The organism is Vibrio sp. SS-MA-C1-2 (genome assembly GCF_021513135.1).
Classification (GTDB): Bacteria; Pseudomonadota; Gammaproteobacteria; order Enterobacterales; family Vibrionaceae.
Window position 1 is genome coordinate 619,240 of sequence record NZ_CP090981.1, and the last position, 22,967, is coordinate 642,206.

The 22,967-nt window shown below is 41.3% G+C and carries 16 protein-coding genes and 5 tRNA genes; 18 read left to right on the top strand and 3 right to left on the bottom strand.

Annotated elements, in window-relative coordinates; translation table 11 throughout:
* Positions 1 to 35 precede the first annotated feature (35 nt).
* Entirely contained in the window at positions 36 to 1,238 is a 1,203-nt protein-coding gene (locus L0B53_RS07430) for an NAD(P)/FAD-dependent oxidoreductase (protein WP_235061496.1), read from the top strand.
* 112 nt (positions 1,239 to 1,350) lie between these two features.
* Here the strand turns inward: L0B53_RS07430 and L0B53_RS07435 are convergent, their stop codons facing one another.
* A complete protein-coding gene (locus tag L0B53_RS07435; protein ID WP_235061497.1) occupies positions 1,351 to 1,758 on the bottom strand; it encodes a cytochrome c5 family protein in 408 nt (135 codons plus the stop codon).
* A 319-nt stretch (positions 1,759 to 2,077) separates the two neighbouring features.
* Between L0B53_RS07435 and L0B53_RS07440 the strand changes: the two genes are divergently transcribed.
* From L0B53_RS07440 to guaD, 16 genes are all read left to right on the top strand, one after another.
* Positions 2,078 to 2,154, top strand: a tRNA-Arg gene (locus L0B53_RS07440).
* A 29-nt stretch (positions 2,155 to 2,183) separates the two neighbouring features.
* A tRNA-His gene (locus L0B53_RS07445) sits at positions 2,184 to 2,259 on the top strand.
* A 46-nt stretch (positions 2,260 to 2,305) separates the two neighbouring features.
* Positions 2,306 to 2,382 (top strand) — tRNA-Pro (locus tag L0B53_RS07450).
* Positions 2,383 to 2,460: 78 nt separating this feature from the next.
* Positions 2,461 to 2,536 (top strand) — tRNA-His (locus L0B53_RS07455).
* Positions 2,537 to 2,582: 46 nt separating this feature from the next.
* Positions 2,583 to 2,659: transfer RNA gene (locus tag L0B53_RS07460), tRNA-Pro, on the top strand.
* A 721-nt stretch (positions 2,660 to 3,380) separates the two neighbouring features.
* The gene (locus L0B53_RS07465; protein ID WP_235061498.1) at positions 3,381 to 4,976 is read left to right on the top strand and encodes an ABC transporter substrate-binding protein; all 1,596 of its coding nucleotides are present in this window, start codon (positions 3,381 to 3,383) and stop codon (positions 4,974 to 4,976) included.
* Positions 4,977 to 5,043: 67 nt separating this feature from the next.
* Positions 5,044 to 6,057 (top strand): ABC transporter permease subunit, encoded by a 1,014-nt coding sequence (locus L0B53_RS07470; protein WP_235061499.1) that lies wholly within the window; start codon positions 5,044 to 5,046, stop codon positions 6,055 to 6,057.
* Between the two features lie 29 nt (positions 6,058 to 6,086).
* Positions 6,087 to 7,028 carry a dipeptide ABC transporter permease DppC gene (gene dppC / locus L0B53_RS07475; RefSeq protein ID WP_235061500.1) on the top strand — a complete coding sequence of 314 codons (942 nt, stop codon included), beginning with the start codon at positions 6,087 to 6,089 and terminating at the stop codon, positions 7,026 to 7,028.
* A gap of 10 nt (positions 7,029 to 7,038) precedes the next feature.
* Positions 7,039 to 8,019 carry a dipeptide ABC transporter ATP-binding protein gene (gene dppD, locus L0B53_RS07480; protein WP_235061501.1) on the top strand — a complete coding sequence of 327 codons (981 nt, stop codon included), beginning with the start codon at positions 7,039 to 7,041 and terminating at the stop codon, positions 8,017 to 8,019.
* Positions 8,016 to 9,023 carry a peptide ABC transporter ATP-binding protein gene (locus L0B53_RS07485; RefSeq protein WP_260115569.1) on the top strand — a complete coding sequence of 336 codons (1,008 nt, stop codon included), beginning with the start codon at positions 8,016 to 8,018 and terminating at the stop codon, positions 9,021 to 9,023. The genes dppD and L0B53_RS07485 overlap by 4 nt, the downstream gene beginning before the upstream one ends.
* A 359-nt stretch (positions 9,024 to 9,382) precedes the next feature.
* Positions 9,383 to 10,702: a serine dehydratase subunit alpha family protein gene (locus L0B53_RS07490; RefSeq protein WP_235061502.1), complete on the top strand. Its 1,320-nt coding sequence runs from the start codon at positions 9,383 to 9,385 to the stop codon at positions 10,700 to 10,702.
* Between the two features lie 404 nt (positions 10,703 to 11,106).
* Positions 11,107 to 11,727, top strand: a complete 621-nt coding sequence (locus L0B53_RS07495; protein WP_235061503.1) for a TetR/AcrR family transcriptional regulator — start codon at positions 11,107 to 11,109, stop codon at positions 11,725 to 11,727.
* 325 nt (positions 11,728 to 12,052) lie between these two features.
* Positions 12,053 to 13,501 carry a xanthine dehydrogenase small subunit gene (gene xdhA / locus L0B53_RS07500; RefSeq protein WP_260115570.1) on the top strand — a complete coding sequence of 483 codons (1,449 nt, stop codon included), beginning with the start codon at positions 12,053 to 12,055 and terminating at the stop codon, positions 13,499 to 13,501.
* Positions 13,494 to 15,878, top strand: a complete 2,385-nt coding sequence (gene xdhB / locus L0B53_RS07505) for a xanthine dehydrogenase molybdopterin binding subunit (RefSeq protein ID WP_235061504.1) — start codon at positions 13,494 to 13,496, stop codon at positions 15,876 to 15,878. Before xdhA ends, xdhB begins: the two co-directional genes overlap by 8 nt.
* A 39-nt stretch (positions 15,879 to 15,917) precedes the next feature.
* Positions 15,918 to 16,727: a xanthine dehydrogenase accessory protein XdhC gene (gene xdhC, locus L0B53_RS07510; RefSeq protein WP_235061505.1), complete on the top strand. Its 810-nt coding sequence runs from the start codon at positions 15,918 to 15,920 to the stop codon at positions 16,725 to 16,727.
* A gap of 110 nt (positions 16,728 to 16,837) precedes the next feature.
* Entirely contained in the window at positions 16,838 to 18,190 is a 1,353-nt protein-coding gene (gene guaD / locus L0B53_RS07515) for a guanine deaminase (protein WP_235061506.1), read from the top strand.
* Between the two features lie 131 nt (positions 18,191 to 18,321).
* Here guaD and gorA read toward each other — a convergent pair whose 3' ends face one another.
* Together gorA and L0B53_RS07525 are read right to left on the bottom strand one after the other, a co-directional pair.
* Positions 18,322 to 19,677: a glutathione-disulfide reductase gene (gene gorA, locus L0B53_RS07520; RefSeq protein WP_235061507.1), complete on the bottom strand. Its 1,356-nt coding sequence runs from the start codon at positions 19,675 to 19,677 to the stop codon at positions 18,322 to 18,324.
* Positions 19,678 to 19,821: 144 nt separating this feature from the next.
* A complete protein-coding gene (locus L0B53_RS07525) occupies positions 19,822 to 20,661 on the bottom strand; it encodes a 23S rRNA (adenine(2030)-N(6))-methyltransferase RlmJ (RefSeq protein ID WP_235061508.1) in 840 nt (279 codons plus the stop codon).
* A gap of 154 nt (positions 20,662 to 20,815) precedes the next feature.
* Between L0B53_RS07525 and prlC the strand changes: the two genes are divergently transcribed.
* Positions 20,816 to 22,855 (top strand): oligopeptidase A, encoded by a 2,040-nt coding sequence (gene prlC / locus L0B53_RS07530; protein WP_235061509.1) that lies wholly within the window; start codon positions 20,816 to 20,818, stop codon positions 22,853 to 22,855.
* Positions 22,856 to 22,967 lie beyond the last annotated feature (112 nt).

Consider the following 22,967-nt stretch of genomic DNA (forward strand, 5'->3'; position numbering starts at 1 on the left):
CATCCCTTTTCTGTTTGTTTAAAGGTAACCTGAAGATGGCTAAAAATAGTGATACCTCGACCTATGACGTTATTGTCATTGGGGCGGGTGCTGCTGGATTGATGTGTGCAGCTCAAGCCGGAAAGCGTGGACGTCGTGTTCTTATTTTAGATCATGCAAAAAAGCCGGGGCGTAAAATCCTTATTTCCGGTGGGGGGCGTTGTAACTTCACTAACTATGATGTCACGCCTGCAAATTATCTTTGTCAGAACCCTCACTTCGTTAAGTCTGCTTTATCGCAATATAGTCATTGGGACTTTATTGCCATGATCTCTGAGTACGGTATTGAATTTGAAGAACGCTTGCATGGTCAGCTCTTCTGTATCGACTCAGCAAAAGAGATTGTTGATATGCTATTGCAAGAGTGCAATCAGCCAAATATTGAGCAACGTTACCGTTGTAATATCACCGATATCAGTAAAACAGAACAAGGCTTTCAACTTGATGTGAGCGGCGAGATGCTTGAGTGCGAATCTCTGGTTATCGCAACCGGTGGTTTATCAATGCCAAAATTAGGGGCGACACCGTTTGGCTATCAAGTTGCCGAGAAGTTTGGTCTTTCTGTGTTACCAACGACTGCTGGACTTGTGCCATTTACTCTACATAAAGAAGATAAAGAGAGTTTGGCTGAACTGTCGGGTATTGCGATCCCAGTAGAAGTGACTGCTGAAGATGGTACTCAGTTTAGGGAAGCGCTGTTATTTACTCATCGTGGCTTATCAGGCCCTTCGATATTACAAATTTCATCCTATTGGCGAGCAGGGCAAAAGGTAACGATTAACCTCTCTCCTGATAACGATATTGAAAGTTTTATTGAGACGATAAAAGAGAAGCGTCCAAATCAAAGCTTAAAGAATACCCTTGCTCAATTGCTCCCAAAACGTTTAATTGAAGCGTTGATTGATCGTAAAGAGCTGGTGGATAAACCATTAAAACAGCTAAATCATAAAGAGATTGCACAAGTGATCACCACGATTGAAATGTGGGATATTGCTCCCAATGGCACAGAAGGTTATCGCACCGCCGAAGTGACATTAGGTGGGGTTGATACCGATCAATTATCATCAAAAACCATGGAGGTTAAGTCAGTTTCTGGCCTCTACTTTGTGGGGGAAGTGATGGACGTAACAGGTTGGTTAGGCGGTTATAATTTCCAGTGGGCGTGGTCATCTGGTTGGGTTGCTGGGCAAAACGTTTAACGAATTGGCTCTTTTCTGAAAGAGAAAAATTAAAAAGCCCCAAATAGCCGAGTGTTATTTGGGGCTTTATTTCTTAGCCGTTTAACTAGTTAATTATTTTTAGTTTTTACTTTTATTTAGTCATAAACTTAATGGTTGCGATGATCTCATCGTTACTACAATCCATACACGTTCCTTTTGGTGGCATCGCATTGAAGCCATTAAGTGCATGTTGAGTTAATGTATCCATACCTTGTGCAATACGTGGTGCCCATGCTGCTGTATCACCCATTTTTGGTGCACCTGCTGCGCCAGTGCTATGACAAGCAACACAAAAAGTATTATAAACTTGCTCACCGGTTCTTGGTGCTGCTGGTACGTTACTTTCTTGTGCTGGTGCGTCACTCGTTACATATACAGAGCTCACTGGTTTAATTCGTTGTTCGATAGCATCATGTGACATATCAGACGCAACCGCTTGGGATGTGAAAATAAATAGTGCAGAGATCAATAAAATAGCTTGGCGATATAGCTTTTCCATAAGGTTACCTTACAATTCCTATGTAGTAGAGTCATCTGCAACAAATGAAGGATATATTTATCCGAGTGATGTGCAGAGTTTTATTATTTTTACGTTTGCATCAAATTGATAATCATAAAGAATTTATGGCTATCACTCTATGATGTAAACCTGACGTTATTATATATGGAACTATTATTTACATAAACCCTTACTTATGACCTATTTTGTCTGAAAAGTAATCGAGTTGTAGGAAAATAGACCATTTGCAAAAAAAAACACAAAAAAGACTAGACGTTGGTGTCGGATATCCGTATTATCCTTTCCGCCGACAGGACAAGCGCCTGTAGCTCAGCTGGATAGAGCGTTGGCCTCCGGAGCCAAAGGTCGAAGGTTCGAATCCTTTCAGGCGCGCCAGTTGGACTGGTCGGAGTAAAGAAACATTGGTGGCTATAGCTCAGTTGGTAGAGTCCCGGATTGTGATTCCGGTTGTCGCGAGTTCAAGCCTCGTTAGCCACCCCATACATAGTTAAGTGGATTTTAAATCGGCTTAAGACAAAAAGATTATCGGTGAATAGCGCAGCTTGGTAGCGCATCTGGTTTGGGACCAGAGGGTCGGGGGTTCGAATCCCTCTTCACCGACCAATCAAAAAAGCCTCATTAGCTATAATGAGGCTTTTTTACTTCTAATTTTATGCCTATGCATATGAAGTAAAAACAATGGTGGCTATAGCTCAGTTGGTAGAGTCCCGGATTGTGATTCCGGTTGTCGCGAGTTCAAGCCTCGTTAGCCACCCCATACATAGTTAAGCTGATTCTCAGTCAGCTTAAGTAAAAAAGATTATCGGTGAATAGCGCAGCTTGGTAGCGCATCTGGTTTGGGACCAGAGGGTCGGGGGTTCGAATCCCTCTTCACCGACCAATCAAAGAAAGCCTCATTAGTGATAATGAGGCTTTTTTATTTTTATGCTTTTATCATTTCTATTTCTATGCAATGACGATTTTTCTGTAGCAATTACGTTGTAATAAACACTGTTTTCTCTTCCATATAGCCTCTTCTTTATTTCACTATATTTATTGTTAATTCTTGATCTCTGTCAAAGTTTTATCTCGGTGTTATCTTATTTATGCGATATTAAATATTGCAAGCTTATTTGATATTAAAAATAGGCGGATAGTTTTGTGATGTCTATCAATTGGCGATATTTTATATCGTCAAATTATGATTAATTGGTGTTATGTTTATTTAATGTTAACTAATGTGGTATCTTGTGGTTATTTTAACCAGTTTGTTTATTTTAAGCTTAAATAGCTGATAAATAAACCACTGTTGACCTCAAGTCCTTTATATTCAGTGCCTTATGTGCTTGTTGTTATCCATTTCCTATGCGCATCTTTATTCTGCTTAGCTTACTCTTTGTGATATAAATCTCTTTAAATGTTGCATATTTGTCAGATTTTTGACAAATTAATAGGGTTTTAGTCTTGAGCTAACTTAATGTTTACTCTTTTTTGCTTATTTATCTTTGAGTTAAGTAAGCCGAAGTTAGACATCTTCAAGATGAATGAAATGGATATGGACATGACTCAATACATTTTTAATGATTAAAAGTATGAGTCTTTTATAACAATGGAGCCCTATAATGAAAAAAGGCATATGGAAGTTAAGTGCTTTACTACTTGCTTCATCAGTTGCGACTGGTGTTCAAGCTGCAAAGACACTTGTTTATTGTTCTGAAGGATCACCGGAAGGTTTTAACCCAGCACTTTATACTGCGGGTACAACTTTTGATGCAAGTTCTCGTCAAGTATTTAACCGTTTAGCGCAATTCAAACGCGGTTCTACAGAAATCGTTCCTGGTCTAGCGACCTCTTGGGATATCTCTGAAGATGGTAAGACTTATACTTTCCACCTTCGTGAAGGTGTGTCATTCCACACCACGAAAAACTTCAAACCTACTCGTGACTTTAATGCGGACGATGTAATCTTTACATTTATGCGTCAGAAAGATGCGTCTAACCCATACCATAAAGTTTCTGGCGGCTCATATGAGTACTTCGCTGGGATGGAAATGGATAAGATCATCGAATCTATCGAGAAAACGGACGATCACACTGTTGTGTTCCATCTTTCACGTCCTGAAGCACCATTTATTGCAAACATCGCGATGGATTTTGCATCTATCATGTCAAAAGAGTACGCAGACAAAATGTTAGCGGCAGGTACGCCTCAAAAGCTAGACATGAATCCTGTTGGTACTGGCCCATTCCAATTAGTGGGTTATAAGAAAGATTCAACGATTCGTTTCCAAGCGAACGCAGATTACTACGAAGGCAAAGCACCAATCGATCGTCTAGTATTCTCTATCACTCCTGATGCTTCTGTTCGTTATGCGAAGCTACAGAAGGGTGAATGTCATATCATGCCTTATCCAAACCCAGCGGATATCGCACGTATGCAGAAAGATGAAGAAGTGAATGTTCTGAGTCAAGAAGGTCTAAACGTTGGTTACTTAGCGTTTAATACTCAAAAAGAACCATTTACGGATGTTCGTGTTCGTCAAGCATTAAACATGGCAGTTAACAAGCCAGCGATTATCGACGCGGTGTTCCAAGGTTCTGGCACAGCGGCTAAAAACCCAATCCCACCAACAATGTGGTCATATAATGATGATGTAAAAGATTACGCTTATGATCTAGAAGCGGCAAAACTTCTTTTATCTGATGCGGGCTACAAAGACGGTTTCACTATGGATCTATGGGCAATGCCTGTACAGCGTCCATATAACCCGAATGCTCGTCGTATGGCTGAAATCATGCAAGCTGACTTCGCTAAAATTGGCGTTAAAGCAAATATCGTGACTTATGAGTGGGGTGAGTACCTTAAGCGTAGTAAGAACGGTGAGCATGATGCAGCACTATTAGGTTGGACGGGTGATAATGGTGATCCAGATAACTTCTTAGCGGTTCTACTAGGTTGTTCAGCTGTTGGCGGTGGTAACCGTGCACAGTGGTGTTATGAACCTTTTGAAGAACTAATTCAATCAGCTAAAGTAACGTCAGATATTGCAGAGCGTACAGCGCTGTATGAGCAAGCTCAAGTTGTATTCAAAGAGCAAGCTCCTTGGGTAACAGTGGCTCACTCGGTTGTATTTGAACCAGTGCGTAAAGAAGTGATGAACTATAAAGTTGACCCATTTGGCGGTCACATCTTCTACGGTGTAGATATAAAAGAATAATCTCTTCTGAACCTTGCGGCCGCCTGATTGCGGCCGCCTATTTTTGATCTACTTTGAGCACAACTCTATGCTGCAATTTATATTCAAGCGTCTTGCCTTAGTCATTCCGACTTTTATTGGTATTACCTTACTAACCTTTTCTTTGATCCGAATGATACCGGGTGACCCCATTGAAGTTATGGCGGGTGAAAGAGGGGTATCCCCAGAACGTCACGCTCAACTAATGAGTGAGCTAGGATTAGATAAACCACTATTTGAACAATATTTTGTCTATATCCAAAACTTATTACAAGGTGATCTTGGCACCTCTTTAATTACCAAAGAACCCGTACTTAGTGAATTCTTTACCCTTTTCCCTGCAACTGTTGAATTGGCTCTAAGTGCCGCTATTTTTGCGATTGTTATTGGTCTTCCTGCTGGCATTATCGCAGCGGTGAAACGTGGGTCATTCATTGACCATACGGTTATGACTGTTTCACTCACTGGGTACTCAATGCCGATCTTCTGGTGGGCATTGCTATTAATTTTATTCTTCTCGCTGGGCTTAGATTTAACCCCTGTTTCTGGTCGAATGGATGATGCAACCTATTGGATCGATGAAGTCACTGGCTTCATGATTATTGATGCATGGTTATCGGGTGAAGAGGGAGCGGTTGGAGCGGCTATTCACCACTTAATTTTACCCGCGATTGCTCTTGGTACTATTCCATTAGCCGTTATTGCTCGTATGACTCGTTCATCAATGCTTGAAGTACTCGGTGAGGATTATATTCGAACGGCGCGTGCAAAAGGCTTAATGGCATGGCGTGTGGTATTAGTGCATGGTCTACGTAATGCATTGATCCCTGTTATTACCGTTATTGGTTTACAGGTGGGTATTCTTCTGTCTGGTGCGATCTTAACTGAAACGATTTTTGCTTGGCCGGGGATTGGCAAGTGGCTCATCGAATCGATTGGTCGCCGTGATTATCCGGTTGTTCAAGGTGGTATTTTATTGGTTTCAACATTGATTATTGTTGTGAACCTGATTGTTGATATTTTATATGGTGTTGTGAATCCTCGTATTCGTCACACGAAATAAACGTTTTAAACGGAATTAAAGGTTTAAACATGTCTGATAATATTAAGACTATAGACACGGAAGTTGAGGTAGCGCCAGTACAGCCTACAAACTCAACGCCAGAGATGGTGCCACTGTCTCCATTTGCTGAATTTTGGCTCTACTTTTCACAAAATAAAGGCGCATACGCTGGGCTTATTTATATTGTTTTAGTGGTTGTTGTGGCTATCTTTGCGAGCTTCATTGCTCCTCATGATCCTACAGAGCAGTTTCGTGATGCACTACTTCAACCGCCAGCATGGAGTGTTGGTGGTAGTTGGGAATTTATTTTAGGCACCGATGATGTCGGGCGTGATATTCTTTCTCGTCTTATTCATGGTGCTCAGTTATCGCTATTGATTGGCTGTTTAGTCGTTACGCTATCATTGGTTGTTGGCGTATTTATGGGCTTAGCAGCAGGTTACTTTGGTGGCATGATTGACTCTGCGATCATGCGTGTTGTCGATATTATGTTGGCACTACCAAGCTTACTATTAGCGATTGCGATTGTGGCGATTTTAGGTCCATCGATATTTAACGCTTCATTAGCTATCTCATTTGTTTCACTACCACACTATGTTCGTCTAACGCGTGCCTCTGTATTAGCAGAAGTAAACCGTGATTATGTGACGGCTTCTCGTGTTGCTGGGGCGAGTAAAATGCGCCTTATGTTTGTGGTTATCCTACCGAACTGTTTAGCTCCGTTGATCGTTCAGGCAACGCTAGGTTTCTCTACCGCAATTTTAGATATGGCTGCACTTGGCTTCTTAGGTCTAGGTGCTCAACCACCAACACCAGAATGGGGCGTAATGCTAGCAGATGCTCGTCAGTTCATTAACTCAGCATGGTGGGTTGTGACCTTCCCGGGTGTGGTTATTCTGATAACAGTATTGGCTTTTAACCTGATGGGTGATGGCTTACGTGATGCACTTGATCCAAAACTAAAACAATAAGGATATGACAATGGCTATTTTTGAAGTAAACCAACTGTCTGTCCACTTTGGTGACCAATCATCACCATTTAAAGCAGTGGATCAGATCAGCTATCACGTCAATGAGGGTGAAGTTCTTGGTATTGTAGGAGAGTCTGGATCTGGTAAATCAGTAAGTTCTTTAGCTGTGATGGGGTTGATTGATTATCCTGGGCGCGTAATGGCCGACCAGTTACACTTTGATGGAAAAGATCTGTTATCGCTGTCTGAGAAAGAGCGTAAAAAGCTGACAGGTTCAGATATCTCAATGATTTTTCAAGATCCAATGACCAGTTTGAACCCTTGTTTTAGTATCGGTTATCAGATCATGGAAGCATTAAAAGTTCACTTTGGTGGCACAAAATCGTCACGAAAAGAGAGAACGATTGAGCTGCTAGACATGGTGGGTATTCCTGATCCTCGTTCACGTTTGAACATTTACCCTCACCAATTATCTGGCGGTATGAGTCAGCGTGTGATGATTGCGATGGCGATTGCTTGTAATCCCCGCCTATTGATTGCTGATGAACCAACAACGGCGCTGGATGTAACCATTCAGGCTCAGATCATTGATCTGCTGCTAAATCTGCAAAAAGAGCAGAATATGGCGTTGATTCTGATTACCCATGACTTAGCTCTCGTTGCTGAAGCATGTCATCGTGTCGTGGTGATGTATGCAGGTCAGATTGTTGAAACAGGCCCTGCAAATGAGATATTTAAAACGCCGAAGCACCCTTATACTCAAGCGCTACTGCGTTCTCTTCCTGAATCTGCAATTGGTGCAGATCGATTAGAGTCTTTAGCCGGTGTGGTTCCTGGTAAGTATGACCGTCCAATGGGCTGCCTGCTTAATCCTCGTTGTCCTTATGCAACAGATAAATGTCGTAGCGAAGAACCTTATTCTCAAGGGCCAACTGAACGTCGAGTTAAATGTCACTATCCTTTAGATGATCGCGGGGAGCCAACAGTATGAGTGAAGTCGCAATACCGTTATTAGATGCGGTAAACTTAAAAAAACATTACCCAATTAAGCAGGGGATGTTTAAACCTGATGCGTTAGTTAAAGCATTAGATGGCGTCTCGTTTAAATTAGAACGTGGTAAAACATTAGCGGTAGTGGGTGAGTCTGGTTGTGGCAAATCAACCCTTGGTCGACTACTTACGATGATTGAAGAACCAACGGGCGGGGATTTAACGTTTCATGGTCAAGATCTGCTAAAGCGTGATCCTGAATCAGATAAACTGCGTCGTCAGAAAATTCAGATTATTTTTCAGAATCCATACGGTTCATTGAATCCACGTAAAAAAGTGGGACAGATATTAGAAGAGCCGTTGATTATCAACAGTGAACTGAGTGCGGCAGAGCGTAAGTCACGCGCCCTTGCTGTTATGAGTAAAGTGGGGTTGAAGACTGAACATTATGATCGTTATCCGCATATGTTCTCTGGTGGTCAGCGTCAACGTATCGCCATTGCACGTGGTTTAATGCTAGAACCTGATGTAGTGATTGCCGATGAACCTGTTTCTGCGCTCGATGTGTCGGTTCAAGCTCAAGTGCTGAACTTAATGATGGATCTGCAAGAGGAGATGGGACTTTCTTATATCTTTATCTCTCATGATCTTTCTGTGGTTGAGCATATTGCCGATGAAGTGATGGTCATGTATTTAGGTCGCTGTGTTGAGAAGGGAAGTAAAGAACAGATCTTCTCAAATCCACAACACCCTTATACACAAGCACTACTCTCAGCGACACCGCGTTTAAATCCAGACCATCGTGGCGAGCGTATTAAATTAACCGGTGAGCTACCAAGCCCATTAAACCCACCAAAAGGGTGTGCGTTCCATGCGCGTTGTCGTTATGCCAATGATCGTTGTAATAATAACCAACCGGGTTTAACTCAAAGCCAAGGTGCGGAAGTTTCTTGTTTTGCAATAGAAGAAGCTCGTATTAATGGTTTAGAACAACAAGCGAGCTAATCGTTGACTGATAACGGCTTTAACTGAAGATGTAAACTAGTCAGAAGTTATCCCCGGATTGTTGATGAATATAAGCAAAAGTACCGATGAAAATTTCATTATGTACTTTTGCTTTTTTTATGTGATAAATCTCTCATTTTGTATTTTTATAGTAAATATTTCTCTTTATGTTATTTTAATTGGGATTTTTTTCTATAATTTGTTTTGTTGTGGGAAATAAAGCAAAGTTCTTCTCTTCACTCTCCTTTAATATATTACCTGTTGTTTCCAGTACAGAACTTCAATTACTGGTACTTAAGTGCAATGGCACAAGATTAAACAGAGATAGTTTATCAATTAGATATGGATGAGGTGATGAGATGAATAGAGCAAACTGGGTAAACTTTATCGCAAAGGTTAAGCAAGATGTTGTTCCGGCTTTAGGTTGTACTGAGCCAGTTTCTGTTGCCTTAGCTTCAGCTTTAGCCGTAGAGCAATTAGATCAAGTTTCACCTAATACGATATCTGCCACTATTGATTCTATCGCTGTTTTTGTCTCTCCTAATTTAATGAAAAATGGCATGGGAGTTGGTGTACCTGGTACGGGAATGGTTGGTCTACCTATTGCTGCCGCCGTTGGTGCGATAGCTGGAGATACTGACGCTGAGTTAGAAGTATTAAAAAACATTACTGATCAAGATGTAGATGTCGCTAAAAAGCTTCTAACGGAAGAACGAGTGACCGTTGCGGTTGCTGATGTCAGTAATATTTTATATGCAAAAGTAACCGTCAATCGTGCAGGGCACTTTGCTACTGTAACCATTGCAGATAGTCATACTAAAGTTCTCTCTATTGAAGTTGATGGCATGACCACCTATATCGCATCTACTGTTGAAATTTGTGATCTGGTAGAGACGCCTAAACCTACTGTTTTTTCTGATTGCAGTGTGGATGATCTTTATGATTTTGTACTCAATGTCGATTTAAAAGAGATTGAGTTTATCTCTCAAGCCTACCAATTAAATAATGCACTCTCAGCAGAAGGCTTAAGTCACGATTATGGCCTTCAAGTGGGGGCAACGTTTAAACGCAATGTTGATCGTGGTCTATTAGCAGGTGGTTTATTAACGGAAGTCTTGATTCGAACCTCAGCCGCTTCTGATGCGCGTATGGATGGTGCAATGCTCCCAGCAATGAGTAACTCGGGTTCTGGTAATCAGGGAATTGCTGCAACCATGCCTGTGGTGGTGACAGCGGAGTTTATTAAAGCCTCTCATGAGCAGACGGTTCGTGCTCTGATGTTATCTCATCTAATGGCGATTTATATTAAAAGCCATCAAAATAAATTATCTGCTCTTTGTGGTGCAAGTACCGCATCAATGGGGGCGGTAACGGCGATTACTTGGTTACTAGGCGGTAATCGAGATCAGATGAATAACGCGATCAATAATATGATTGGTGATGTTTCTGGTATGGTTTGTGATGGGGCAAAAACTGGCTGTGCAATGAAGGTGTCATCTTCAGCAAGTGCGGCAGTGAAAGCCGCATTAATGGCGTTAGATAATATTCGAGTTACGGGTAATGAAGGGATTGTTGCTGATGATGTTGATCACTCGATTGCAAATTTATCAGCATTAGCCAATGGTTCAATGACCCAAACTGATGCTCAGATTTTGGATATTATGGTTCATAAAGCATAAGGTTTGTGCTGATTAAATTTTTGTTTTAACAGGTAGGAGGGAATATCCTCTCTCCTATTCACCCTCTTACTACTTCTTCTTTCTCTCGTTTTTTTGTTTTTATTTTATTGATAATTAAGTGTTTTTTATTTATTAATTATACGCCTTATTGTCAATTAACTTACTTTTCATACTTGAAGTCGCTAGGTTGTTGGCTGCCTTCGTTCGCCCCAATCATATAGTGCACCTAGACTCATGGGTCCTCACTCACCCACTTGCCGCCAACTAGCAACGCCAATTATTTTAGGTGTATGTGCTCTATTCTTCAGTATTAACAGAATAGTTTTTGTTATCACCATTTATTTGTTATTAATTTATGTCATTATAAATAGTAATTGGAAATCATGTTTAAACGCAGGAAAGCTATGTCACGGATAAGACGCCATAATCAAGAGTTAATTATTTCAGTTGCAAGCCAACTTTTTGCAACACAAGGATATGCCGCGACTAAAATTGTTGATATTGCCAAAAAAGCGGATATCCCGAAGGCTAATATTTTTTACTACTTCAATTCTAAAGAAGCACTTTATCTCTCAGTCTTAAATACCATTACTAAACCATTATTAAGTGCATCACAATCACTTGAAAGTATTGATGATCCTGTCGAAGCATTAAATCGCTACATTATTACAAAGCTTAATATTTCTCGTGATTACCCTTATGCATCAAAAGTTTTTGCTAATGAAGTGATTTCAGGCGCTAAGTCACTGCCTGTTGATATTCATCAACAACTTTTAGGGCAATCAAAGATGATTGTTAATAAGTTTAAGCTATGGCAACAACAAGGGTTAATGGATGATATTGATCCGCAGCATCTAATATTTATGATCTGGGCAATGACGCAAACCTATGCGGATTTTAGTTGGCAGATTTGCTCGGTGATGGGTAAGAGTGAATTGGATGAGATTGATTTTGAGCGGGCTGCGGAGTTAATTATTAAACTGGTGATTAATGGCTGTAATATAAAAGCGATGCCGACTGCTTAAAATTAGCCTCATCGCTTTTTTCTTTTGTTTATGCTGCCAACTTGAAATTTATTTTTAAAAATAGGCATTATTTATTAATATAAAAGTAATCTAATATAATGATTTATTATGTTTTTCTCCTACCTGTAACCTAATATCTTTTCTTGTTAATTATTTCTTCCTTAGTTTATTTCGCTATTTTTCTGCATTTCATTGCTTATGTAAGGTGATCTAAATGCAATTATTGTTAATATTTTGTTGATATTTACCTCATTTAGAGTTAATTTCTTGACCAGTGGGTCAAGAAATTGTCGTGATGGACAAGATTATATTGTAAGGAGGAAGCTTGATTTCATTCCTATTGAATCAAGAGCTCAAGGTTGAGAATGAGCTATCACCGAATATGACGGTGTTAAATTACCTAAGAATAAACGTAGAGAAAAAGGGCACCAAAGAAGGGTGTGGGTCTGGTGACTGTGGTGCATGCACCGTTGTTGTTGGAGAGGTGATTGATGGCGAATTAAAATATAAAAGTATCAATTCATGCCTAACGTTTGTCACTTCCTTACATGGTAAACAGTTAATTACCGTTGAAGATCTTAAACAAAATAATGGTAGCTTACACCCAGTCCAGCAAGCGATGGTTGAATTTCATGGCTCACAATGTGGTTTCTGCACACCTGGGTTTATTATGTCGATGTTTGCCCTTGGTAAGAATCGTCCTAATGCTAACAAAGAGGATGTGATTGAATCGTTAGCGGGGAATTTATGTCGTTGTACGGGGTATCGTCCAATTGTGGATGCGGCACTCTCTCTTAGTAGCCAGCCTGATTTAATTGATCAATTTACTCAGCTTGAGCAACAAACAATTGATCGCCTTATTGATATTGATAAGCAACCAGCCTCTCTTGCTTATAAGGGGTTAAAAGCCTTTATTCCTCGTACTATCGATGAACTTTCTCAGTTATATCAGCAAAATCCAAAAGCAAAATTATTGGCAGGAGGGACAGATCTCTCGCTTGAAGTGACGCAATTTCATCGTGAAATTAAAACACTTATTTCGGTCAATCAAGTCGACGAGATGAAAACATGCCGAGAGAGTGAGCACGCTTTACATCTTGGTTCAAATACCACAATTAGCGATGCTTATTCACTACTCACTCAACACTTCCCTGATTTGAAAGAGTTACTTCATCGATTTGCTTCTTTGCAAGTTCGTAACCAAGGCACTATTGGGGGCAATATTGCTAATGCTTCTCCGATTGGAGATATGCCACCGATATTACTTTCTCTCGATGCTGAAGTGAAATTACGTCAAGGCGATAAGGCTCGTACGATTCCACTCTCTGAATACTTCATTACTTATAAAGTCACCTCTTTGAAAGAGAGTGAGTTTATTGAAGAAATTGTGATTCCTAAGCCTGAAGAAAACGCTAATTTTAACGTTTATAAACTATCAAAACGTCTTGATGATGATATCTCTGCGGTTTGTGGGGCTTTTAATCTTCACATTGAAAATAACAAAATTGTCCGTGCTCGTATTGCTTTCGGTGGGATGGCAGGGATTCCTCAACGTGCCGTTAACTGTGAAAAAATCTTGACTGGTGCGAGTTGGAGTAATGAAACAATTGAGAAAGGCATGGCGGCGTTAAAAACGGACTTTAAACCGTTAGATGACTTCCGAGCCAGTTCTGAATACCGAACGTTAACGTCGATTAATATGCTACGTCGATACTTTATCGAGCTGAATAATCAGAACAATAAAATTGAAACGAGGGTCACGTCATATGTCTAATGCAGCAAAAAATTCATTGAGTTATGACGAAATGCTCAAGATTGCCAACAAAGATTTAAAAACCGGTGTGGGCAAAAGTGTTAAACATGATAGTGCGCCAAAACAGGTAACAGGGGAGGCGGTTTATATCGATGACCGTTTAGAGTTTCCTAACCAGCTCCATGTTTATGCTCGTTTAAGTACTCAAGCTCATGCGAAAATTACCAAGATAGATCTTAGGCCATGTTATCAGTTTGAAGGTGTGACGATTGCGATTACCAGTGAGGATATTCCTGGTCAGCTTGATATTGGTGCTATTGCGCCTGGTGACCCACTATTGGCAGATAAATACGTTACTTATTATGGTCAGCCTGTTATTGCTGTCGGCGCGAAAGATCTTGAAACTGCTCGTAAGGCGGCTCATGCGGCAATCATTGAGTATGAAGCTTTAACGCCAGTGTTAGATGTCAAAGAAGCATTAGAGAAAAAACTGTTTGTTACTGAGAGTCATCAACAGAAAAGAGGCGATTCTGAGTCTGCTTTGAAACAAGCGAAAAATATTATTGAAGGCGCACTAGAAGTTGGAGGACAAGAGCACTTCTATCTTGAAACTCAAGTTAGCACCGTCATGCCGACTGAAGATGGTGGGATGATTGTTTATACTTCGACTCAAAACCCCACTGAAGTTCAAAAGTTGGTCGCAGAGGTTATTGGCGTGCCAATGCACAAAATTGTGGTCGATATGCGCCGTATGGGAGGGGGCTTTGGTGGTAAAGAGACCCAAGCTGCTGCACCTGCCTGTTTAGCTGCGGTGATTGCCCATCTTACTCGCCGCCCAACAAAAATGCGTCTTCCTCGTGTTGAAGATATGATGATGACCGGTAAGCGTCACCCATTTTATAATCAGTATCGTATTGGGTTTGATGATAATGGCGTGATTCAAGGTGCCGATATTACGGTATCTGGTAACTGTGGACATTCGCCTGACCTTTCTCGATCTATTGTTGATCGCGCCATGTTTCATTCCGATAACGCTTACTACCTTGGCGATGCTACTGTTACGGGTCATCGCTGTAAGACTAATACTGCGTCAAATACGGCATATCGTGGTTTTGGTGGTCCGCAAGGAATGATGACCATTGAACACATTATGGATGAAATAGCACTGACCTTAGGTAAAGACCCTTTAGAGGTGAGAAAAGCCAACTATTATGGCGGTGAAGGTCGCAACATCACGCATTACTATCAAGAGGTTGAAGATAACACTCTGCCAGAGATCACTGAACAGCTAGAGCAGAATGCAGATTATCATCAACGTCGAAAAGAGATTGTACGATTTAATCAAGAGAACCCAATTTTAAAGAAAGGGTTAGCGATTACACCGGTGAAGTTTGGTATCTCTTTTACCGCGACTTTCTTAAACCAAGCGGGTGCATTGATCCATATTTATACCGACGGCAGTATTCATCTCAATCATGGTGGTACTGAGATGGGACAAGGGTTAAATATTAAGGTTGCTCAGATTGTTGCTGAAGAGTTTCAAGTTGATATTGATACCATTCAGATCACGGCAACCAATACTGATAAAGTCCCTAATACCTCGCCAACTGCTGCATCTTCAGGAACCGACCTGAATGGTAAGGCGGCACAAAATGCAGCGTTGACAATCAAGCAACGTTTGATCGATTTTGCCATGGCACACTTTAACGTCACCGATGAACAGGTGAGCTTTAAAAATAATATGGTGCTGGTGGCTGATCAGATTTTCACTTTTACTGAGTTTGTTCAGTTGGCTTACTTTAATCAAGTTTCATTGTCGAGCACGGGCTTCTACCGCACACCTAAAATTCACTATGATCACGAGAAAGCGCGTGGTCGACCATTTTATTACTTCGCTTATGGCGCATCTTGTTCTGAAGTGGTCGTTGATACCTTAACGGGAGAATACAAAATTCTACGTGTTGATATTCTTCATGATGTAGGAGCATCTCTGAATCCAGCATTGGATATTGGTCAGATTGAAGGGGCATTTGTTCAAGGTGCCGGTTGGCTGACGACAGAAGAGTTAGTTTGGAATGACCAAGGTCGTTTGATGACCAGCGGTGCAGCAAGCTACAAGATCCCCACTGTTGCTGATATGCCCATTGAATTTAACACCCATTTATTGCAGAACCGCGCTAATCCAGAAGATACTGTTTTTAATTCTAAAGCAGTGGGAGAGCCTCCATTTATGTTGGGAATTTCAGTCTGGAGTGCATTGCGAGATGCGATAGCCTCGGTCGCAAAAAAAGGAAAAGTAGCCAAGTTAAATACCCCTGCAACACCAGAGCGTGTATTGATGGCCATTCAAGATGTGACGACAGAAATGGAAACAAAAGAGTCGGAACAGACAGCCTAATCAATGAATGAGTGAGCAGTCAGTCATAAGGATAGAGGAATGCAAAAAGACAATTGGATACATGAACTTGCAAAACTAGAGTCACAAGGAGAAGCTTGTGTCATGGTAACCGTTCTGGAGGAGCGAGGCTCGGTTCCTCGTGGGGCTGGAACAAAAATGCTAGTGACTGAAGATCGGTTAATTGCAACTATCGGTGGCGGACATCTTGAACATATTGCGACTCGAATGGCGCGTGAAATATTAGCAACCAATCAAGACAAGATGAAAGTTGAACGTTTTAACCTTGGCGCTCGTTTAGGTCAATGTTGTGGTGGAATGGCAACACTCTGCTTTGAGCCGATTGGCACCAATAAACGTCATTTAGCTATTTTTGGCGCAGGTCATGTGGCTAAAGCGTTAGTCAATGTCGTCGCCACCTTGCCTTTTGAAGTGACATGGATTGATCAGCGAGCTGAAATGTTTTCTGACCCTATTCCTGAAGGGGTTAAGACGGTGGTTACCGATGATCCTATTGCTGATGTCGTCGACCTGCCTGTCAATAGTTATGTGCTGGTTATGACCCATAATCATCACCTTGATTTCGACCTTACTCGTGCCATTCTTGATCGTGGAGATAGCGTCTATTTTGGCGTAATTGGTTCAGAAACAAAACGGAAAAAATTTGATGCTCGATTAGAGCAACGGGGTTATTCAACAACCCAGTTAGAGACCATGACTTGCCCGATTGGAATGAGTACGGTAACAGGAAAGCTTCCAGCTGAGATTGCTATCTCTGTTGCGGGTGAGCTGATTGCACATTACCAAGGGGTTGAGATCAAAAAGAACAAGACGATTGAGATGGTTGCATAATTTATTCTCTTTATTTTTATTCATCGCAAAATGTATAAAAAATTAGCACCATAATTAATATTAAAAATTATCGTAATAAAAGAGAAGATCAGAATATTAAGGAGTTACATATGCAAACGAAACAGGAAGCGTTTCGCGCTAGCATCCTACATAGCATTGCCGATCCAAAAGATGTGGGAATTGAAAACTCTTATGAGTATTTTGACGATGGTGTGATTGTTGTTGCTGATGGACATATCGTTGATATTGGCTCTGCTGATGAGGTTCTTGCGCGTCACTCTAGTCAAATGTCAGTGACGGATTATCAAGATAAATTGATCACACCAGGTTTTATTGATACCCATATCCATTACCCGCAAACAGGGATGATTGCCTCTTATGGTGAGCAGTTATTAGATTGGTTAGAAAACTATACTTTTCCAGAAGAGCGTCGTTTTAAGAATCCGGTTTATGCCCATCAAGTCGCCAAACTTTTTTTAGATGAACTTGCAAGAAATGGCACCACAACCGCTTTAGTTTTTGGTACGGTTCATAAAGAGTCCGTTGATGTTTTTTTTGAAGAAGCTGAAAAACGACAAGCACGTATGATTGCTGGCAAGGTCTTAATGGATCGTAATGCTCCTGACTATTTAACAGATACCCCAGAATCTGGTTATTTAGAGTCAAAAGCCCTTATTGAAAAATGGCATAACCGAGGACGTCTGCTCTATGCGGTGACGCCACGTTTTGCTCCTACTAGTACACCAGAGCAGTTGGATACAGTAGGTAAATTATTAGAAGAGTATCCCGATGTTTATATGCATACTCATCTTTCCGAAAATAAGAAAGAGATCGATTGGGTTTTAGATCTTTTTCCTCAGCGAGAAAGCTATCTTGATGTTTATGATCATCATGGGCTTTTACATCCTCGTTCTGTTTTTGCTCACGGTATTCACCTTTCTGATTGTGAGTGCCAACGTTTAGCGGAAACAGATTCAGCGATTGCATTTTGTCCAACATCAAATCTATTTCTTGGTTCAGGCCTTTTTAAATTACCAAAACTTGAGCAGTTTAATGTTCGTGTCGGTATGGGCACAGATGTTGGTGCAGGAACCAGCTTCTCTATCCTCCAAACAATGGGGGAAGCGTACAAAGTGATGCAGATGCAACAAGAAAAATTACACCCTTTAAAGTCCCTCTATTTAGCGACATTAGGTGGTGCGAGAGCATTACATCTTGACGATAAGATCGGTAATTTATCTATCGGAAAAGAGGCAGACTTTGTGGTTCTTGATCCTGAGGCGACTCAGTTGATGCGCTTTAGAATTAAACAGGCTAAAACTCTTGAGGAAAAATTATTTGTCTTGATGAGTTTAGGGGACGATAGAGCAGTGAGTAAAACGTATCTATTCGGCAATAAGGCGTTTGATAGAGACGGTGATAATGTTGATATTAAAGCGCAAGCAACAACATTGGCGAGTTAATTGTAGCAATCAACAACCTCGCGACTTCAAGTCTGAAGGAGATAGAAAAAAGCCACTTAACTTCAGTATCCCTTAGATATCAGTTAAATGGCTCTATTTATTATTTGCTTTATGATTTAGCCATTACTGGCTTATGTCATGGTAACGAATTCTTCAGAGCCTGTCGGGTGAATAGCAACAACACTATCAAAATCAGCTTTTGTGGCGCCCATCTTCATAGCAACACCAAAACCTTGAATCATCTCATCGACGGTATAACCGATGCCGTGTAGACCAACAACTTTCTCATCTTCACCTGCACAAACAAGTTTCATGCGACATGGTTGACGATGTTGAGTCACCGCGGTGTACATTGCTGTAAAGCCAGATGTGTAGACTTTAACGTTCTCTTTACCGTGTAGATCGATAGCTTCAGCTTCTGTTAAGCCGATGGTGCCGATTGGTGGGTGGCTAAATACAACCGTTGGGATTAAGTTGTAATCCATTTTAGCTGTCGGCTTATTGTTGAATAGACGCTCTGACAGTTGACGACCCGCTTTAACTGCAACAGGTGTTAGTTCTACGCCACCTTCCATAATGTCACCAACACAGTAAACACCTTTGATATTGGTTTCTTGGTATTCATCAACTTTGATATAACCACGATCATTGGTTTCAACACCGGTCACACCTAAGTTAATGGTATCGGTTGCTGGATGACGACCAATAGCCCAAATAAGGGTGTCTACATTCTGACTCTTGCCATTTTCAAGGTGCAGAGTTAGGCTACCATCCGCTTCTTTGACCACTTCTTTTGGCGTTGAGTGAGTATGAAGAGTTGGACCTTCTTGCTCCATTACTTCAACTAATGTATCGATAATCATTGGGTCAAAGCTACGAAGTGGGGATTCTTTACGACAGAATAGATGAGTATCTGTCCCTAATGCGCTTAATACGCCTGCAATCTCAACGGCGATATAACCTGCACCGACAACAGCAACACGCTTTGGTTGCTCATTTAGCTCAAAGAAACCGTTTGAATCGATACCATACTCAGCACCTGGCACGGCAGGTATAGTAGGACGACCACCAACAGCAACCAGAATATGGTCTGCAGTATATTGCTCACCATTCACTTCAACCGTTTTTGCATCAACAAAGGTCGCAAAGCCATTGATAACGTCGATCTTGTTCTTTCCTAAAACACGATCATAAGATTGGTGAATGCGACCAATATACGCTTCACGATTTTCAACCAGTTTTTCCCAGTTAAAACCGTTCAGTTTCACATCAAAACCGTAATCTGGACCGTACATCTTAATGGCTTCAGCAATTTGAGCGCCATGCCACATCACTTTTTTTGGAACACAACCGACATTAACGCAAGTGCCGCCTAAGTGTTGAGCTTCAATCAGCGCAACTTTTGCGCCATGCATTGCAGCTCGGTTCGCTGAGGCAATGCCGCCGCTACCACCACCGATACAGATATAATCAAAATGCTTTGTCATGAAATTACTCCATTTTCTTTAAATTATTTTATACCCAACATCATCGCTATTAGTTTGTGCATTAAGGGCACTGATACTATCGCTGTTTAAAGTCAGGTGGGCATAGTACGGTTTAATTTTATATCTACTTTTCAAACACTCGCTTTACTCTGGCACAATCCATTTAACGGTGCAATGACCTTCTTCTGGTGCGATCATTTGTTGTAACCAAGGTAAAATTGTTTTCATCTGTTGCTCTAGTTTCCACGGTGGATTAATAACAATCATTCCCGATGCGGTCATTCCTCGTTCTGTGCTGTCAGGGCTGACACCGAGTTCAATCTGAAGAATTTTTCTGATCCCAAGCTTTTCTAGCCCTGTTGTAATGAGATCAATATTTTCTCGTTGCACAACCGGATACCAAATTGCGTAAATACCGGTAGCCCAACGTTTATAAGCTTGGCCGATAATATTAACGACTTCACGGTATTCCGTTTTCACTTCATAAGAGGGGTCGATAAGAACTAAGCCTCTGCGCTCTTTTGGCGGTAAACTTCCTTTTAGACGAGTAAAGCCTTCTTCATTGAACATTTTAACTTGGCGATCACCACGAAACTCTTGGCATAACAGAGGGAAGTCCGTCGGGTGCAACTCGGTTAACATCATTCGGTCTTGAGGGCGAAGTAATGCACGAGCAATTTTTGGTGAGCCAGGATAATAACGTAGGGTATGGTTCTCATTTAGTGCAGAAACTGCCTGTAAATATGTCTCTACCCCTTCTGGAATTTGATTTTTCTGCCATATTTTAGCTATGCCATCTTTATATTCGCCCGTTTTCTCAGACCATTCATGGTTGAGATCGTAACGTCCGACGCCAGAATGCGTATCATGATAAACAAAGGGTTTATCTTTCTGTTTGAGCGCTTCAATAATAAGGCTCTGTACAATATGTTTAACAACATCGGCGTGGTTGCCAGCATGAAAACTGTGGCGATAACTAAGCATGAATCATAATCCTAAGTAGGTGTCTTACCGTTATTATTACCTATTCATTAGCAAGATGCAGCAATGAGACAGATTTAAGTTTGTATCTTTACCATTGAATTTTAGTCTAATCGTAACCATCTATGATAAATAACTGACAGATAAGGAATTTAGAATGACAAATCCATTGCTTACATTTACTGATCTTCCGCTCTTCTCTCAGATAGAGCCTCAACATGTAAAACCAGCGGTAGAGCAAGCAATTGCTGATTGTCGTGCCAAAGTAGAAGAGGTGTTAGCTAACAATGCAGCGCCAAGTTGGGAAACTATTTGCCAGCCTCTCGCTGAGGTTGATGATCGCTTAAGTCGTATTTGGTCACCCGTGAGCCATTTGAATTCAGTCATGAATAGTCCTGAGTTGCGTGAAGCGTATGAAAGCTGCCTTCCTTTGCTTTCAGAATACGGAACTTGGGTGGGGCAACACAAAGGGTTGTTTCAAGCTTATCAAACAATTAAGAGTAGTGAGCAGTTTGCGTCATTAAACCAAGCTGAGAAAAAGTCGATCACCAATGCACTGCGTGACTTTACCCTATCTGGTATCGCATTAACGGCGGATAAACAGCATCGCTATGGTGAAATTACTAAGCGTCTTTCTGAGCTAGGCTCAACTTTTAGTAATAATGTATTAGATGCCACCATGGGTTGGAGTAAACATATTACCGATGAATCACTGTTATCTGGTATGCCTGAATCAGCAATGGCTGCAGCACAAGCTGGTGCTCAAGCTAAAGATCTTGACGGTTGGTTATTGACCTTAGAGTTTCCATCATACCTTCCTGTGATGACCTACTGTGATAACCGTGAACTACGAGCTGAAATGTATCAAGCCTTTGTGACTCGTGCTTCTGATCGTGGTCCACACGCCGGTCAGTGGGATAACAGCGACATTATGGCTGAGGAGTTACAACTTCGTCATGAGCTAGCTCGACTACTCGATTTTAATAATTACAGTGAAAAGTCATTGGCAACCAAAATGGCTGAAACACCGGATCAAGTATTAACCTTCTTGAATGATTTAGCGGTGCGTGCAAAACCACAAGGTGAAAAAGAGGTCGCGGAATTAACGGCGTTTGCTGCTGAACATTATCAAGCTACCGAGTTACAACCGTGGGACTTCACCTATTACTCAGAGAAATTGAAACAGCATCAATATAATATTTCTGATGAAGAGCTACGCCCTTACTTCCCAGAGCAAACGGTCGTTTCTGGTCTATTTGAGGTCGTTAATCGAGTCTTTGGGATGACGATTACGCAACGTGATGATATTGATGTGTGGCATGAGTCGGTCTCTTATTACGATATCTTTGATCAAAGTGGTGAATTACGAGGCTCTTTCTACTTAGATCTCTATGCTCGCGAACACAAACGTGGCGGGGCATGGATGGATGAGTGCCGAGTTGGTCGCACAACCATTAACGGTGAACATCAAACACCTGTCGCTTATTTAACCTGTAACTTCAATAAGCCGATTGGTGATAAGCCTGCACTCTTTACTCATAACGAAGTGACGACACTGTTCCACGAGTTTGGTCATGGTATTCATCATATGTTGACTAAAGTCGATGTGCCAGCGGTTTCAGGGATCAATGGAGTTCCTTGGGATGCGGTAGAGCTACCAAGTCAATTCTTAGAAAATTGGTGTTGGCAGGAAGAGGCACTGTCGTTTATTTCTGGTCATTATGAGACGGGCGAGCCGTTACCAAAAGCCTTACTTGATAAGATGTTTGCGAGTAAAAACTTCCAAGCGGCGATGTTTGTACTACGTCAGTTAGAGTTTGGCTTGTTCGATTTCACGCTACATACTAACTACGATCCTGAGTTGGGTGCAAAAATCCTTGAAACGTTACAGCAAGTTAAGTTGCAAGTTTCAGTGGTGCCTAGCCCTGAATGGAATCGCTTCCCTCACGGCTTTAGTCATGTTTTTGCTGGTGGGTATAGTGCCGGTTACTACAGCTACCTTTGGGCTGAACTGCTCTCTGCAGATGCATTCTCACGCTTTAGTGAAGAGGGAATTTTCAATGAGGAAGTTGGGCAAGACTTCTTACATGCCATTCTTGAAATGGGGGGCAGTGAAGAACCGATGGAGCTATTTAAGCGCTTCCGTGGTCGTGAGCCGCAAATCGATGCGTTGCTTCATGATAAAGGAATTGCTTAGTTATTAAGGTTTAATAAACTGAGTTAAAAACGTAAAGCCTCACTGATGATTTCTCGATAGTGATATTACCGAGATGTCATGGTGAGGTTTTGTATTGATTCTTTTGTTCTAC

Bases quoted from the DNA above. Each gene is read 5' to 3' on its own strand.
- L0B53_RS07430 (WP_235061496.1), top strand. From the start codon at position 36: ATGGCTAAAAATAGTGATACCTCGACCTATGACGTTATTGTCATTGGG.
- L0B53_RS07435 (WP_235061497.1), bottom strand. From the start codon at position 1,758: ATGGAAAAGCTATATCGCCAAGCTATTTTATTGATCTCTGCACTATTT.
- L0B53_RS07465 (WP_235061498.1), top strand. From the start codon at position 3,381: ATGAAAAAAGGCATATGGAAGTTAAGTGCTTTACTACTTGCTTCATCA.
- L0B53_RS07470 (WP_235061499.1), top strand. From the start codon at position 5,044: ATGCTGCAATTTATATTCAAGCGTCTTGCCTTAGTCATTCCGACTTTT.
- dppC (WP_235061500.1), top strand. From the start codon at position 6,087: ATGTCTGATAATATTAAGACTATAGACACGGAAGTTGAGGTAGCGCCA.
- dppD (WP_235061501.1), top strand. From the start codon at position 7,039: ATGGCTATTTTTGAAGTAAACCAACTGTCTGTCCACTTTGGTGACCAA.
- L0B53_RS07485 (WP_260115569.1), top strand. From the start codon at position 8,016: ATGAGTGAAGTCGCAATACCGTTATTAGATGCGGTAAACTTAAAAAAA.
- L0B53_RS07490 (WP_235061502.1), top strand. From the start codon at position 9,383: ATGAATAGAGCAAACTGGGTAAACTTTATCGCAAAGGTTAAGCAAGAT.
- L0B53_RS07495 (WP_235061503.1), top strand. From the start codon at position 11,107: ATGTCACGGATAAGACGCCATAATCAAGAGTTAATTATTTCAGTTGCA.
- xdhB (WP_235061504.1), top strand. From the start codon at position 13,494: ATGTCTAATGCAGCAAAAAATTCATTGAGTTATGACGAAATGCTCAAG.
- xdhC (WP_235061505.1), top strand. From the start codon at position 15,918: ATGCAAAAAGACAATTGGATACATGAACTTGCAAAACTAGAGTCACAA.
- guaD (WP_235061506.1), top strand. From the start codon at position 16,838: ATGCAAACGAAACAGGAAGCGTTTCGCGCTAGCATCCTACATAGCATT.
- gorA (WP_235061507.1), bottom strand. From the start codon at position 19,677: ATGACAAAGCATTTTGATTATATCTGTATCGGTGGTGGTAGCGGCGGC.
- L0B53_RS07525 (WP_235061508.1), bottom strand. From the start codon at position 20,661: ATGCTTAGTTATCGCCACAGTTTTCATGCTGGCAACCACGCCGATGTT.
- prlC (WP_235061509.1), top strand. From the start codon at position 20,816: ATGACAAATCCATTGCTTACATTTACTGATCTTCCGCTCTTCTCTCAG.